The 13,625-nt window shown below is 69.5% G+C and carries 14 protein-coding genes; 6 read left to right on the forward strand and 8 right to left on the reverse strand.

Annotated elements, in window-relative coordinates:
• Positions 1-1,032 (forward strand): ricin-type beta-trefoil lectin domain protein (locus AB0B96_RS27920; protein WP_362903282.1); only part of this gene is annotated, 1,032 nt, incomplete at its 5' end.
• Positions 1,033-1,427: 395 nt separating this feature from the next.
• Here AB0B96_RS27920 and AB0B96_RS27925 read toward each other — a convergent pair.
• A complete protein-coding gene (locus tag AB0B96_RS27925; RefSeq protein WP_362903284.1) occupies positions 1,428-1,838 on the reverse strand; it encodes a helix-turn-helix domain-containing protein in 411 nt (136 codons plus the stop codon).
• 99 nt (positions 1,839-1,937) lie between these two features.
• On the opposite strand from AB0B96_RS27925, the gene AB0B96_RS27930 reads away from it, so the two are divergent.
• Positions 1,938-2,837, forward strand: coding sequence for an SDR family NAD(P)-dependent oxidoreductase (locus AB0B96_RS27930; RefSeq protein WP_362903286.1), 900 nt, complete (start codon positions 1,938-1,940; stop codon positions 2,835-2,837).
• Here the strand turns inward: AB0B96_RS27930 and AB0B96_RS27935 are convergent.
• The 5 genes from AB0B96_RS27935 to AB0B96_RS27955 all read right to left on the reverse strand — a co-directional run bounded on the left by AB0B96_RS27935 (position 2,822) and on the right by AB0B96_RS27955 (position 6,835).
• Positions 2,822-2,959 (reverse strand): hypothetical protein, encoded by a 138-nt coding sequence (locus tag AB0B96_RS27935; protein ID WP_362903287.1) that lies wholly within the window; start codon positions 2,957-2,959, stop codon positions 2,822-2,824. The two genes, AB0B96_RS27930 and AB0B96_RS27935, sit on opposite strands and share 16 nt — an antisense overlap.
• A gap of 93 nt (positions 2,960-3,052) precedes the next feature.
• Positions 3,053-4,228: an ABC transporter permease gene (locus AB0B96_RS27940; protein WP_362903516.1), complete on the reverse strand. Its 1,176-nt coding sequence runs from the start codon at positions 4,226-4,228 to the stop codon at positions 3,053-3,055.
• Positions 4,229-4,275: 47 nt separating this feature from the next.
• A complete protein-coding gene (locus tag AB0B96_RS27945) occupies positions 4,276-4,944 on the reverse strand; it encodes an ABC transporter ATP-binding protein (RefSeq protein WP_362903288.1) in 669 nt (222 codons plus the stop codon).
• A complete protein-coding gene (locus AB0B96_RS27950) occupies positions 4,941-6,077 on the reverse strand; it encodes a peptidoglycan-binding protein (protein WP_362903290.1) in 1,137 nt (378 codons plus the stop codon). Before AB0B96_RS27950 ends, AB0B96_RS27945 begins: the two co-directional genes overlap by 4 nt.
• A 248-nt stretch (positions 6,078-6,325) precedes the next feature.
• On the reverse strand, positions 6,326-6,835 hold the full coding sequence (locus AB0B96_RS27955; RefSeq protein ID WP_362903292.1) for a hypothetical protein: 510 nt from the start codon (positions 6,833-6,835) through the stop codon (positions 6,326-6,328).
• 162 nt (positions 6,836-6,997) lie between these two features.
• Here AB0B96_RS27955 and AB0B96_RS27960 point away from each other — a divergent pair, with 162 nt between their 5' ends.
• The 3 genes from AB0B96_RS27960 to AB0B96_RS27970 all read left to right on the forward strand — a co-directional run bounded on the left by AB0B96_RS27960 (position 6,998) and on the right by AB0B96_RS27970 (position 9,958).
• On the forward strand, positions 6,998-7,654 hold the full coding sequence (locus AB0B96_RS27960; RefSeq protein WP_362903294.1) for a response regulator transcription factor: 657 nt from the start codon (positions 6,998-7,000) through the stop codon (positions 7,652-7,654).
• The gene (locus AB0B96_RS27965; RefSeq protein WP_362903296.1) at positions 7,651-8,853 is read left to right on the forward strand and encodes a HAMP domain-containing sensor histidine kinase; all 1,203 of its coding nucleotides are present in this window, start codon (positions 7,651-7,653) and stop codon (positions 8,851-8,853) included. The genes AB0B96_RS27960 and AB0B96_RS27965 overlap by 4 nt, the downstream gene beginning before the upstream one ends.
• Positions 8,854-9,460: 607 nt before the next feature.
• On the forward strand, positions 9,461-9,958 hold the full coding sequence (locus tag AB0B96_RS27970; protein ID WP_362903298.1) for a hypothetical protein: 498 nt from the start codon (positions 9,461-9,463) through the stop codon (positions 9,956-9,958).
• An 878-nt stretch (positions 9,959-10,836) separates the two neighbouring features.
• Here AB0B96_RS27970 and AB0B96_RS27975 read toward each other — a convergent pair.
• Positions 10,837-11,268, reverse strand: a complete 432-nt coding sequence (locus tag AB0B96_RS27975; protein WP_350942138.1) for a hypothetical protein — start codon at positions 11,266-11,268, stop codon at positions 10,837-10,839.
• A 297-nt stretch (positions 11,269-11,565) separates the two neighbouring features.
• Complete coding sequence (locus AB0B96_RS27980) at positions 11,566-12,855, reverse strand: esterase-like activity of phytase family protein (RefSeq protein ID WP_362903300.1); 1,290 nt, start codon at positions 12,853-12,855, stop codon at positions 11,566-11,568.
• 212 nt (positions 12,856-13,067) lie between these two features.
• On the opposite strand from AB0B96_RS27980, the gene AB0B96_RS27985 reads away from it, so the two are divergent.
• Entirely contained in the window at positions 13,068-13,532 is a 465-nt protein-coding gene (locus tag AB0B96_RS27985; protein ID WP_362903302.1) for a MaoC family dehydratase, read from the forward strand.
• Positions 13,533-13,625: the final 93 nt, after the last annotated feature.

A 13,625-nucleotide genomic window follows, 5' to 3' on the forward strand; every position in this document is an offset into this window, starting at 1 on the left:
CACATCAACGGTGTGATGAACCACTACAAGGGCAAGATCTACGCCTGGGACGTGGTGAACGAGGCCTTCGCCGACGGTAACTCCGGCGGACGGCGTGACTCCAACCTGCAGCGCACCGGCAACGACTGGATCGAGGTCGCCTTCCGCACCGCGCGCGCCGCGGACCCGGCCGCCAAGCTCTGCTACAACGACTACAACATCGACAACTGGAGCTGGGCCAAGACCCAGGCCGTCTACAACATGGTCCGTGACTTCAAGCAGCGCGGCGTGCCGATCGACTGTGTGGGCCTGCAGTCGCACTTCAACAGCCAAAGCGCCTACAACAGCAACTACCGCACCACCATCTCCAGCTTCGCCGCCCTCGGCGTGGACGTGCAGATCACCGAGCTGGACATCCAGGGCGGCTCTGCCCAGACCTACGCCGCGGTGGTCAACGACTGCCTGGCGGTGGCGCGCTGCACCGGCATCACCGTGTGGGGTGTGCGCGACAGCGACTCCTGGCTGGGCGCCAACACCAGCCCGCTGCTCTTCGACGGCAACGGCAACAAGAAGGCCGCCTACACCTCGGTGCTGAACGCGCTCAACGCCGCGAGCCCCAACCCGAACCCCACCCCGACGGTGACCCCGACCACGACCCCGCCGCCCTCGGGTAGCGGGGGACAGATCCGGGGCGTGGCATCCGGCCGATGTGTGGACGTACCGAACGCCTCGACCACCGACGGTACCCAGCTCCAGTTGTGGGACTGCCACACCAACTCCAACCAGCAATGGACCTACACCTCCGACCAGGAGCTCCGCGTTTACGGCAACAAGTGCCTGGACGCCGCGGGCACCGGTAACGGCTCCAAGGTGCAGATCTACTCCTGCTGGGGCGGCAGCAACCAGAAGTGGCGCATCAACTCGGACAACTCCATCGTGAACGTCCAGTCGGGTCAGTGCCTCGACGCCGCCAACTCCAACAACGGGGCCCTGCTCCAGACCTACTCCTGCTGGGGCGGCAACAACCAGAAGTGGACCCGAAGCGGGTCGTAGGACGGCACCTGCCGGTGCCGATCGGGGCCGGGGCGGCAACGCCTGAGAACAGCGGCCGGCGGCCTCCCACCGGCACGGCATATCCGCAGGAAGCAGGCTGAAGGAAGAAGGACGAGCCTCCCCTGGTCCGGGGTGATCCCCCGGACCAGGGGAGGCCGACTCCGTTCATGGTCCGCCACCGGGTCACAGGGTGGAGGTGAGCCCTTCCCCGATCTTCTTCAGCTCGGCGTCGACGGCCTCGGCGTCGGAGAACTCCTTGGCGTACACCGGGCTGAACATGATCTCGGCCCTCTGAGCTTTCCCGGCTTGGGATGCCTCACCTGAGTCGATCGCGTGCAGGCCGGGGAAGGGGAGTCCACGCCCGCACCATGGCCGGCATGGGGCCGATGAGGCCCTTACCTGGCGTCGGTGTGATGGGAGCGGGCCTCGTTGATGTCGGCCTCGTGGCGCACCGCCCAGTCGGCGAGGGCCGAGAGGGGCTCCAGCAGGGTCCGGCCGAGCGGGGTGAGGCTGTACTCGACGCTGGGAGGAACGGTGGGATACACCTCGCGCCGTACCAGACCATCGGTTTCCAGGGTGCGCAGCGTGCGGGTCAGCATGCGCTGGCTGATGCCTTCGATCGCGCGGTGCAGCTCGTTGTACCGATGAGGGCGACCGCCGAGCAGGACCAGCAGCAGCATGCTCCACCTGTCGCCCAGGCGTCGGAACACGTCCCCGACCGGGCACGCTTCGAACTCGTCGATCGGCACCGGACGAGGCAACGTGTGAGCCAGCACCGAGGGAACACCCGTGTGCGTACCGGACATGAAACTGCCTTCTTCCGTCTCCGACGTGGCAGCCCGACGATTGGACCGGCCGATCACCAGCCTATGGAGGACACGATGCCGGGCCAACGGGGAAAAACCGTGATCATCAGTGGGGGGACCGATGGCATGGGGCGCGCGACCGCTCTGGAACGGCTCGCGAGGGGCGACCGCGTCACCGTGATCGGCAGCAGCGAGGCCAAGGGGCGCGCGCTGCTCGACCACGCCGCGAATCCGAACCTGCGGTTCCTGCGCGCGGACCTGTCCTCGATCGCCGAGGTCGAACGGGTCGTCGCCGACATCGCCGAGCGCCACGACGCCGTCGACGCGCTCGCCCTGTTCGCCAACCGGATAAGCCCGAAGCGCAGGGAGACCGTGGACGGGCTGGAGTTCACGTTCGCCCTGTACTACCTGAGCCGCTATCTGCTCGGTTCTCGTCTGCGGCCGCTGCTGAACGCCGCACCCGCCCCGGTCGTCGTCAACGTCGCCGGGGTCGGCAACACCGCGGGCCGGATCTTCTGGGAGGACCCCCAGCTGACCCGCGGGTACGGCCAGGTGCGTGCACAGCTCCAGGCCGGGAGGGCGAACGACCTGCTCGGCGTCGCTTTCGCCAATCAGTCCGGGAGCTCCGGGAACGGCGGGGACGGCGGGGACGGCGGGGACGGCGGGGACGGCGGGGACACAGTCCGCTACGTTCTCTATCACCCCGGCTTCACCCGCAGCGGGGTCGACGGCCATCCGAATCCGCTGGTCCGCGGGACGATCAAGCTGCTCGCGACCTTTTTCGCGCGCCCGGTGGCCGACGCGGTCCGGCCGATCGTCGAGTGGATCGACAACCCGCCGACCGAACCGCTCTCCGCGATCGACCGGGGCAAGGCGGTCGACAGGTCACTGAAGACGCTCGACCCTGACGACGCCGCGCGCCTGGTCGCCTACACCGAGGACCGCCTTCGCCGTCTCCGCGATCTCGGAAGGCCGGAAGCTCCTCAGACCGGACGGTAGACGTCCTCATCCCTTCCGGGGGCGTCACTGTTTCCGCGGTGCTGCCGCGCGTAGTGGCGGACGGCCAAGCCTCCGGTGGCGAGGATGAGGAAGACGAGCGCGATGTCCAAGGGGTTCACCATGCGCGCCCTCTGCCCTGTTTCGGGGTGGATAGTCACGATTCATCCGCGCCTCCCGGGACCGGGGCGGGTCGGCTACGACGGCGGCGAGCGTCTCTACGGTGTGGCGAGCGCCTCCGTCGGGGAGAGCCGGGAGGCGCGGACGGCGGGGTAGAGGCCGGCGAGGGCGCCGATGACCAGGGTCGTCGCGAGACCGCCGATCGTCGCCCAGACGGGGAGCAGGAGCGGCCACCCCTGGTAGAGCGCGTATCCGGCGGTGACGCCCATGCCGAGGAGGACGCCGCCCGCCCCGCCCAGAGCCGAGAGCAGCAGCGACTCGGCGAGGAACTGCGTGCGGATCTGCCCGCGCGTCGCACCGAGCGAGCGGCGCAGGCCGATCTCCGGGCGCCGTTCCAGCACCGAGATGACCATGGTGTTCGCCACCCCGACGCCGCCGACGAGCAGCGCGACCGCGCCGACCCCGAGAAGGAGCCCGGTGAACGCCTGGCTGGTGGCCTGCTTGGCGGCGAGGGCGTCGGACGGGCGCGAGACCTCGACCTCGTTGGGCGCCTGCGGGTTCGCCGTACCGGCCAGGACCGAGCGGACGGACTCCAGCCTCGACTCGTCGGAGCGGGTGTAGAGGGTCGTGGGATACCCGTCGAAGTCGAGCGCCCTCTCCGCGGCCGGCCAGCCGATCAGCGCCGCGTCGTCCAGTTCGGTGGCGAGCGGCACCGGGTCGAGGATTCCGATGACGGTGAACCGCACGCCGCCGACGACGACCTGGGTGTCAGGTGCCGCCGCGCCCACCCCGAGCCGTTCCGCCGCCCGCGATCCGAGCACCACGGCCGGATAGCGTTCGGTCGCCCCGTTGAGCCAGGTGCCGCTGCGCACCGTCGCGCCCACCGTGGACAGCAGGTCGAGGCGGGCGGCGTGGGTGGAGATCCCCCCGGTCTGCGCCTCGGAGATCTCCTCGGACCGGTAGACCTTGGCGTCGTCGACGCGCCCGGCCGCGGAGACGGACTCCACGGGGCCGATCCGCTCGATCATCGCCTCGGCGTCCATCGGCATCTTCGCCGTCTCGCCCAGCAGCGTCCGGCCGGAGGAGACGGTGAGCAGGTTCGTGCCCAGTGCCGAGAGCGTACGGTCGAGTTCGGCCCCCGACGAGGAGGAGATGCCGACCACGCCGACCATCGCGGCGATGCCGATGGCCACCCCGAGTGCGGACAGGAACGCCCGCAGGGGGCGGGTGCGCAGGCCGACCGCGCCGACCCGCATCACGTCGCGCGGTCGCATCCTGGCCGGGACCAGCTTCGGAGGTTCCGTCCGATCGGTCACGGCCATCACGCCACACCGAGGCCGGCGACGATTCGGCCGTCGCGCATCCGTACCTGCCGGGGCAGGCTCGCGGCGATCTCCCGGTCATGCGTGATGATCACGATGGTGGTGCCCGAGGCGTTCAGATCGCGCAGCAGTTCCATCACCCCGGCTCCGGAGACGGAGTCCAGTGCGCCGGTCGGCTCGTCGGCGAGGAGCAGCGGAGGATCCCCGGCCACGGCGCGGGCGATCGCGACGCGCTGCCGCTCGCCACCGGACAGCTCGTGCGGCTCGTGGTCGAGGCGGTGGCCGAGCCCGACCCGTTCCAGCGCGGCCGAGGCCCGGCGTCGCCGTTCGGACAGGCCGAGACCGGTGTAGAGGAGGCCGTCGGCCACGTTGTCCAGCGCCGGAACCCTGGCGGCGAGGTGGAAGTGCTGGAAGACGAAGCCGATCCGCGTCGCCCGCAACGCGGAGAGCCCGCTGTCCGGCAGCGTCGAGACGTCGTACCCGTCGATGCGTACGGTTCCCGAGGTGGGACGGTCGAGCGTCCCGACGACGTTGAGCATCGTCGACTTGCCCGAGCCGGAGGGGCCCACGATGGCGACGAGTTCGCCGGGTCCGATCTCCAGGGAGACCGCGGCCAGCGCGGTGACCCCTCCGGGGTAGACCCTGGTCACATTCGACAGCGAGATCATTTCGGCATCCCCACGGTCATCCCCTCGTCGAGGCCGTCCCCGGAGATCTCGACCCGGCCGCCGGAGAACAGGCCCGTCTTCACCGTGAGATAGCGGGACCGGGCGCCCTCGACGACCTCGACGCCGAACCCGCCCTCCCTCAGCGCCACGAGCGCGGAGATCGGTACGGTCAGCACGTCCTCGCGCCTGGACGCCGTGAAGGTCACGTCCACCGCGGCCTGGTCGAGGCCGGCCGCCGCCTTCTGGCGGTCGAGGGAGACGAGCGCCTCAAGCCTCGTCTGCGGCTCCGCGTTCGGGCCCTCCCCGGGTTCGATGATCGTGGCGACCTCGGTGACCATGCCCGCCACCTTTCTGCCGTCGGGCATGGTGACCGACACCTTCGCCCCCTTCTTCGCCATCCGCCGGTCCTCCGCCTGCAGCCGGACGGTGACCACCTTGGTGGTGCCGGTGTAGGTGAGCACCTTCTGGCCGGGGGCGACGGGCTGGCCCGCCTCGGCCTGCAGGCTGTCCACACGGATCCTGCCACCGGCGAAGACGACCTGGCCGAGCTCGACGACGCCGGTTTCCGCCAGACCCCGGTCGTCCTGCCACCGCATGACCGCCGAGGCCGTGGCGCCGGTGTACTCGTCGTCCACGGTGAAGCCGGTGTAGCCCAGCTCGCGGAGGTTGCGCTCCAGGCGCCTGACGTCGGCCCCCTTGGTGCCGATCCGCAGGTCGCGATAGGCGGGCGTCGCGCCGTACATGAGTACCACCGGTTCGTTGTCCACCCTGTAGAGCGGCTTGCCGCGGGTGACCTGGTCACCGCTGTCCGGAAGCCAGGTGAGCGTGCCGGGCCGCCGGCTCACCGCGGTGGTGGCCGGGCCGTAGCCGAGCTCGCCGTCGGCGTCCCGCGTGTCGGTGAGCGTCTGCCGCTGCACCGTCGTGGTGGCCGGGGGCAGCACGTTCGCCGTCCTGTCCGTTCCGGTGCCGCCCGGCCGGAGCAGGCCGTTCGCGGCCGCGGTGGCCGCTCCGAGGACGGCGACCGCGACGACCAGTCCGGCGACCTTCCTGCCACGGCCTCGGCCGCGGCGTCGCCGCGAGGGGGGAGAGGACGCGTCCATGTCCGTTCCGTCGTCGAGGGTGTCCGTGCCCATCAGGAGTCCTCCCGACGGGGCGGATGGGGATGGGGGCGTCTTGGCAGGAGGGTGGTCGGGCTCATCGGGAGTCCTCCTGACGGGGCGGATGGGGATGGGGGCGTCTTGGCAGGAGGGTGGTCGGGCTCATCGGGAGTCCTCCTGACGGGTCGGATGGACTTGGCAGGAGGGTGGCCGCGCTCATCGGGAGACCTCCTGACGGGCCGGACCAGGGTGGGCGCGTCTCGGCAGGTGAGTGGTCGCGCACATCAGGAGCCTCCCTGACCCGCCTCGGGCAGGAACTTCTTCGAGCACTTCTCCTGCGCGGTCTGGAAATCGGGGTCCTCGCCGATGGCCCCGGTCACGCGCAGCCCGCCGCCCTCGGGGTCCGGGAACTCCTCCACACCGTTCTCGCGCATGCACTTCGCGAACTCGCGCATCGACTCGGCCCTCTGCGGGTCCGTACCCCCGCCCGGTCCGGCGTCGCCCATCGGGGAGAACTCCTTGCAGGCCGCCGTGGCCTTCTCCATCGCCTCCTTGGAGGTGCCCTTGCCGATCCGGACGGCGACGCCCTTGCCGGGTTCGGGATCCGGCATGTCGACGCCGTTCTCCCGCATGCACTGCGCGAACTTGATCCCCTTCTCGTGCTGGTCCAGGCTCGGCGCGGCGCTCACGGCGGGCTTGTCGCCGCCGGTCGCGGAGGCCACGTCCGCGTCGTCGCCGGCCGTACCGCACCCTGTCAGGACCAGGGCGAGCGCCAGGGCGCCGAGAACTCTCATGATCTTCTCCTCTTCCTTCGGCCGGCTCTCCACCGGCCGTTCGAGAGGCGATGCAACAGGGGAGCGCGTTTCGGTCGCGTTTCCATCGGAGCTAACGGCGAGCAAACACCGCGTACGCCACCATCGCCTCGTCCGTACACGACGAGGGAGTACGAGAACGCGATGCGAGTGCTGGTGGTGGAGGACGAGCGCGTGCTGGCCGGTGCGATAGCCGAGTGGCTGCGCGGCGAGACACACGCGGTCGACACCGCGCACGACGGCGCGGCGGCGCTGGAACGCATCGCGGTCAACGACTACGACGTGGTCGTTCTCGACCGTGACCTGCCCGTTGTGCACGGAGACGACGTCTGCAGGGAACTGGTCGCGTCGGAGTCGACCGCGCGGGTGCTCATGCTCACCGCCGCCGCGGAGATCGGTGACCGGGTGGCCGGACTGTCCCTCGGGGCCGACGACTACCTCGCCAAGCCGTTCGCCTTCGCCGAACTCGCCGCTCGTGTCCTGGCACTGGGACGGCGCTCGCGACCGGCCGTGCCACCGGTGCTGCGGCGGGCCGGGATCACCCTCGACCCCGCGCGCCGGGAGGTGTTCAGGAACGGGCGGTACGTGCCGCTGTCGAAGAAGGAGTTCGCCGTCCTGGCCGAACTGCTGCGCGCGGAAGGGGCGCTCGTCTCCGCCGAACGGCTGCTGGAGAAGGCGTGGGACGAGTACGCCGACCCCTTCACCGGCGTGGTGCGCCTCACCATACTCAAACTCCGGCGCAAGCTCGGGGAGCCGCCGGTCATCGAGACGATGCCGGGGGAAGGGTACCGGATCGCATGATCATCGACAGGTTGCCCGGTCTCACGCTGAGAACCCGCCTCACCCTCGTGTACGGCGCCCTGTTCCTCGCCGCGGGTCTGACCCTGCTCGGCGTCACCTACCTGCTGTTCGACCAGCAGCTGGTCCAGTCCTTCGCCGACAGGTACGGAGGGCTCGGGAGCGAGCGGAAGGTGGTCTTCATCACCTCGAAAGGGCACGTGTTCACCGGGCCGGAGGCGGTTCAGTGGCTGCAGCGGCAGGAGGAGGCGCTGCGCGCCGCCGCGACCACCTCGCTGCTCACCCAGGGGGCGGTCGCGCTGGTCGCGGTCGGTTCCGTCGCCGTGGGCCTCGGATGGGTGGTCGCGGGGCGGGTGCTCGCCCCGCTGCGCCGGGTGACCGAGACGGCGCGGCGGATCGCGGTCACCACGGTCGCCGACCACGGCCTGCACGCGCGGATCGCGCTACGCGGCCCGGAGGACGAGGTCAAGGAGCTCGCCGACGCCTTCGACACCATGGTCGAGCGGCTCGACCACTCCTTCGACGGCCAGCGCAGGTTCGTCGCCAACGCCTCGCACGAACTCCGCACCCCGCTGACGCTCAACCGGGCGCTGGTCGAGCTGGCCATGCACCGCAGGGCGGCGTCGTCCGACGTGAAGCAGCTCGGCGAGAGCCTGCTGGAGATCAACGCCCGGCACGAGCAGCTCATCTCGGGACTGCTGCTGCTCGCCCGCGCCGAACACGAGATCGCCGACCGGTCGCCGGTGGACATGGCCGACGTGGTTTCTCACGTGATCGCGCAGACCGCCCAGCAGGCGGAGCAGGTGAAGGTCACCGTCCACGAGTCGGCGGGGCACGCGCCCACCAGCGGGGACGCGCTCCTGCTCGAACGCCTGGTACACAACCTGGTCGAGAACGGGATCCGGCACAACACCGGCGACGGTACCGGCTGGGTGCGGGTCGTCAGCCGTACCGCGTCCGAGGGGCACGTCGAAGTGGAGGTCAGCAACACCGGACCCGCCGTACCGCCCTACGACATCCCGGAACTCTTCAAACCCTTCCGCCGCCTGGGGGCCGACCGCCTGGTCACGTCGAAGAGCGCGGGACTGGGCCTGTCCATCGTCCGCTCCGTGGCCCGTGCCCACGGCGGCGACGTCACGGCCCGCCCGCGCGGCGGCGGTGGCCTGGTCATGACGGCTGTTCTTCCCCGGGCCAGGGAGTGAGGCGCGGGTCGTGTCGCGGCTTCATGTCGGGGAGCGAGGGGTGGGTCGCACCGCGACGTCGCGCTGGAGAGTGAGACGCGGGTGTGTCGCGGCTCCGCGTCGGGGCGTGGGGTGTGGGTCGTGTCGCGGTTTCGCGCTGGGAGTGAGCTGTGGGACCGTTTCGCGCTGGAGAGTGAGCCGTGGGGGCCGTGTCGAGACTCCGAGCCGGTACGGCCACCGCGTGATCCTCGGTCCCCATTCCCGACGGATCACGCGGTGGCCGTACCGGCCGGCCTCGTCCGCGCCGCCACCAGGTGCTGTGACGGCGCGATCCGGGGTCGTACGGATTTCGCGAGGTCATACTCGTGTACCGAAGCGGCCTGTCCCCTGTCCCGTGCGGTTCTCACCGCGGCACGCCGCTTCGGTACGGCCTAGCATCCGACGGGTTCCGCCGTGCTGAGAACGCTGACGGTGCTGTACTGGCCGGGCAGGCAGAGAGAGCCGGCGTATGCGGTCGAGGCGACGGGAATGACGGGAACGCTGAGAGAGGTGACGGAGCACACCGGTGTAAGAGCGATCACGGGGCTGGCCGTGACGCATCCCGTGGGCTTGGTCGGCTTCGCGAGCGTTGTCGCGCCCGCCGGGCCTGTCGGTCCCGTTGGGCCCGCCGGTCCTGCCGGCCCTGTCGGGCCGGCGGGTCCCGCTGGCCCTGCGGGGCCTGTCGGTCCGTTCGCTCCCGGAAGTCCGTCCGCTCCGTCCGCTCCTGCGGGTCCCGCTGGTCCTGCCGGTCCCGCAGGTCCGGGTGGTCCTGCGGGTCCGGGTGGTCCTGCCAGTCCTTTCAGTCCTGCGGGTCCTGCCGGTCCTGCCGGTCCTGCCGGTCCCGCCGGTCCGGGTGGTCCTGCGGGTCCGGGTGGTCCTGCCAGTCCTTTCAGTCCTGCGGGTCCCGCCGGTCCTGCCGGTCCTGCCGGTCCCGCCGGTCCGGGTGGTCCTGCGGGTCCTGCGGGTCCGGGCGGTCCCGCGGGACCGGGAATTCCAGGCAGGCCCGGCAGTCCACGGGGCCCCGGGCGCCCAGGTCCGGCGGCATTGGTGGAGCTGGTCGCGGTGGGAGCCGGGGGCCTTCTCCTGACGGGGACGACGATCACTCTGCCGTCGTCGTCATCATCGTCGTCGTCCAGGTGTCGTGGCCGGTCTCGGTCGTCGTTCCAGCGGCACCCCTTCCCTCGACCGCCGGGTCCCGGCCCGCGACCGCCGGATGGGCAGTCGCAGTTACGCGCACCCTTGGTGGGGCGGCACGGGCGAAGAATGGACTTCTCGCCACGGTGTACGGAATTTTGAAGCCGGGCTTTCCCGCCGGCACCCCCGGTGTCCCCGTTGTCGCTGTGGGGTGCGAAATTGAGAAGATTCGTCTCCCCTGTGGCGTTCGCCGGTGCCTGATTCGACGACATCACGAGGATGCCGGCCATCGCTGCGACGGCCAGGGCGCCGACCCGCTTGCCGGAAAGGGCCGGCACCCGCTTGCTATTACGAGGAAGCACGTTATTTCCCCATGTCGTTACTAATTCCGAAACTATTCGGACCTGTCAGGTGATCACGAAAGTGATGACGCACAGGAGATACCCGGGGCTTATGTGGATAACGCGCCGCCATAGTTCGGGAAGAGCAAATAAACAGTGTTGTGAAGGAAAACCTGCACCTCATCTACGATTTAGCTACATTTATAATGATTGTTCGTTCATAGTGTTCAACGGCTGATTTCAGGATGGCCGGTGGAGAGGGGGTGGCCGGGTTCATGCGGGGCGACTCGCTTTTGCCCGGAACCGCTGTGGCCCGCTCGCTCCGGTACGCGGAATGCCGATGAGAGTGAAGCGGGAACGGTGGTGCGCGGCCGGTTCCTCGTCGTGTCGTACCGGTCGCCCGGTGGGCTTCGGCGGCCGGTCCCCGTCGCGGTGGTGCGCGGCTTTTCGCGTTCTGTCGCGACGGGGCACGGGAAATGGCCCGCCGGATTTATTTCTCGCGAACGATGATCTCTGGGAATGACGGGTCGTCCTGGAGCTCCCTCATCATCCGCTCCTCTCGGGAGAGGCGCTCGCGTCCCGCCGGCGCCGCGTTCTCGCCCCTGCGCCCGCGGTAGCGATCACGATCGCGGTCGCGGCCGTGGGGTCGGTCCTGATAGCGCTGCGGCTTTCCCCGCCACCTGTCGGAGGGCCTCATCTCACGTCCGCGATGCTGGTCGCGGGAGGGGTCGGGGCGTCGGGAGGAGTGGCCGTCGGGATGCGGCTGTGAGATCGAGCCGGGCGTCTGGGCCTGCCCGATGGTGGCGTTGGCCGGTACCTGGTTCGACGTCATGAGGATGCCGGCGACTGCCGCGATGGCGAGAACGCCCACCTGCCTGCCGGAGTTCGGCCCCGGTGTCCGTCCGCTCTTTCGAGGAAGCACGATATTTCCCCATCTCGTTTCTGGTTCCGAAAACATCTGATATCCCTTACTGCTCCATAAGTGGCAGCAGCTAGGAGATACCCCTCGGACCGTGAGATAGCGTATTGAAACGGTTGAGGCAGAGCAAATAAATGACACTGTGAATGCCGATGGGAGTTTATCTATTGTTATTTAGTGTTTTGTCGTAGTTGTTCGTACGGTAGGGGAAACGGGATTGCTTAAAGGAAATAAGAGAAAGATAGAGCCCTTCCTCCCCTCCCGGCAAGGTCCGGAAGCGGAGGAAGGGCTCGCGGGTCCTTACAGGTAGACGCGGCTGTCGGCCTGGAGCGGACGCGACAGGCGCACGGTGATGAACTCGTTGTCGTCGGGCCTGCCCGGCGTACGGCCTGCGGAGAACGGGAAGTTGTTGTCGTTCAGCACGCCCAGGGTCCGGTCGTCGAGGATCACGACGTCCTCGATGGTCTGGAACGGGAAGCGGAAGGTCTCCCCGAACCCGCCCAGCCCGCGCGGGTTGGCCAGGTCGAGCAGGTCGGCGACGAGGGTCTTGCGCAGGTCCGCGTGGCGGGTGTCCACCAGATAGACGCGCTTGGTCCTGGCCTCGTCCCCCTGGAGGTTGTCACGCTCGATGACGAGGAACCGGTGCCGGTCAACAGCGATCATGTCGCCGATCGCGTTGTCGGGGCTCTCCAGCCGGTAGGTCCAGCGCTTGCCGGTGTAGGACCGTTTGCGCAGGTCGAACTCGTTCATCCGCAGCGTACCCGCGGCGTCGCCGCTCACAGTGCCTTCGAGCAGCGGATACAGCGTACGGCCGTCGACCGAGCGCGCCATGCCCTCGAACCCCTTGCTCCGCCCCAGGTTCGGCTGCTCGCCGTTGAGGGAGGGGTTCTCCGGGGCCTTCACGCCGGGCAGCGGGATCGGAGCCTCGAGCAACCTGCCCGAGGAGGAGAAATGCAACAGGAACGGGCCGAACTCGTCCCCGATCCAGTAGGTGCCGTCGACGGTCCTCACGATCGACTCCACGTCGAAGTCGGCGCCGGTCAGCTTCCGGTCCGCCCTGGTCAGCGGCCAGGTAACGCGCCTGTCGGGGTCGCTCAGGTCGAATCCGCCCAGCACCGTCACCTTCTCGCGACGGAAGTCGGGCCTCACCCGGTGCACCCGCAGCAGGAAGTCCGCGCTGTTGGCCTGGGAGCCGAAACCGTTGTCGGACAGTGCCTCGAAGGTGCCGTCGTGCCGCCGCACGACGCCGCTGAAACCCTGCACAGGCTGCCCGGCGAACGGCGGGGTCACCCCGTTGACGGGAGTCGTACCGAGCTGGGATCCCGACGGCTCGCTGCCGGGGACGAAGGTGAGCGCGGGCAGGAATGCGAACCCGGTCAGCGTGGCACGTCCGAATCCGGCGCCGTCGGCCCCCGGATGATCGGAGCCGGGGTGCCCAGGTCCCGGGCGCCGCGAGTCCGCCCCCTGCGTCCCGGCGCTCTCGGTGGAGGGAAGGCCGGAGTCGGGCCGGCCGGGGTCGGCCATCGCCGGTGCGGACACCGCGAGTGCCAGTACGGCCGCGCCGATGCTGATCGTCATGCGTCGTCTCATGGCGGGCACGCTAGGGAAGCGGTGTGAACGGCCGGTGTTGCGACGCGGGCCGTACAGCGAAAACACGATGCGACCGTAGGACCGTCCCCACGTCATCGAGGAGCACGGGGCGACCGATGTCCGAGGCCCACCCGCTCGCCCGGGGCCGGGAGGCGAGGGGAGTTCGAGGGTGAACCTTCTCGCCGTGCGCTCAGCGAAATAAAGTCCCAGGCATGAGGACTTTCGCGAACATCATCGAGTTCAAGGCCGCCGTCGGGGAACACCTCGGCCATACCGAGTGGCGCGAGATCACCCAGGAGCAGGTCAACCTCTTCGCCGACGCGACCGGCGACCACCAGTGGATCCACGTGGACGTGGAGCGGGCCAAGCAGGGGCCGTTCGGTGCCACCATCGCCCACGGATACCTGAGCCTGTCACTGCTGCCCTCCCTGATGTCGGAACTGTTCGAGGTGGGCAACCTGGCGATGGGCATCAACTACGGGCTCAACAAGGTCCGCTTCCCCGCGCCGGTCCCGGTCGGCGCGCGGATCCGTGCCGAGGGCGAGCTCGTCGACCTCAAGGGCACCCCCTCCGGCTATCTGGCGAACGTACGCATGACCGTGGAGGTGGAGGGCGGGAAGAAGCCCGCCTGCGTCGCGGAGACCCTCGCCCTCTACGTCCCCGCGGAGAACCCCTGAGTCCCCTTCACCCCTTGAGTCCCCTTCGCGTCCCGGCGGAGCGCCTTTTCACCTCCGAGTGGCGGGCTCCTGAGCCGGACCCCTTTCACATCC

This window comes from Streptosporangium sp. NPDC049046 (genome assembly GCF_040649155.1).
In the GTDB taxonomy this organism is placed as follows: Bacteria; Actinomycetota; Actinomycetes; order Streptosporangiales; family Streptosporangiaceae; genus Streptosporangium.

Bases quoted from the DNA above. Each gene is read 5' to 3' on its own strand.
- AB0B96_RS27965 (WP_362903296.1), top strand. From the start codon at position 7,651: ATGATCATCGACAGGTTGCCCGGTCTCACGCTGAGAACCCGCCTCACC.
- AB0B96_RS27945 (WP_362903288.1), bottom strand. From the start codon at position 4,944: ATGATCTCGCTGTCGAATGTGACCAGGGTCTACCCCGGAGGGGTCACC.
- AB0B96_RS27980 (WP_362903300.1), bottom strand. From the start codon at position 12,855: ATGAGACGACGCATGACGATCAGCATCGGCGCGGCCGTACTGGCACTC.
- AB0B96_RS27960 (WP_362903294.1), top strand. From the start codon at position 6,998: ATGCGAGTGCTGGTGGTGGAGGACGAGCGCGTGCTGGCCGGTGCGATA.
- AB0B96_RS27985 (WP_362903302.1), top strand. From the start codon at position 13,068: ATGAGGACTTTCGCGAACATCATCGAGTTCAAGGCCGCCGTCGGGGAA.
- AB0B96_RS27950 (WP_362903290.1), bottom strand. From the start codon at position 6,077: ATGGGCACGGACACCCTCGACGACGGAACGGACATGGACGCGTCCTCT.
- AB0B96_RS27925 (WP_362903284.1), bottom strand. From the start codon at position 1,838: ATGTCCGGTACGCACACGGGTGTTCCCTCGGTGCTGGCTCACACGTTG.
- AB0B96_RS27940 (WP_362903516.1), bottom strand. From the start codon at position 4,228: ATGCGACCGCGCGACGTGATGCGGGTCGGCGCGGTCGGCCTGCGCACC.
- AB0B96_RS27935 (WP_362903287.1), bottom strand. From the start codon at position 2,959: ATGGTGAACCCCTTGGACATCGCGCTCGTCTTCCTCATCCTCGCCACC.
- AB0B96_RS27955 (WP_362903292.1), bottom strand. From the start codon at position 6,835: ATGAGAGTTCTCGGCGCCCTGGCGCTCGCCCTGGTCCTGACAGGGTGC.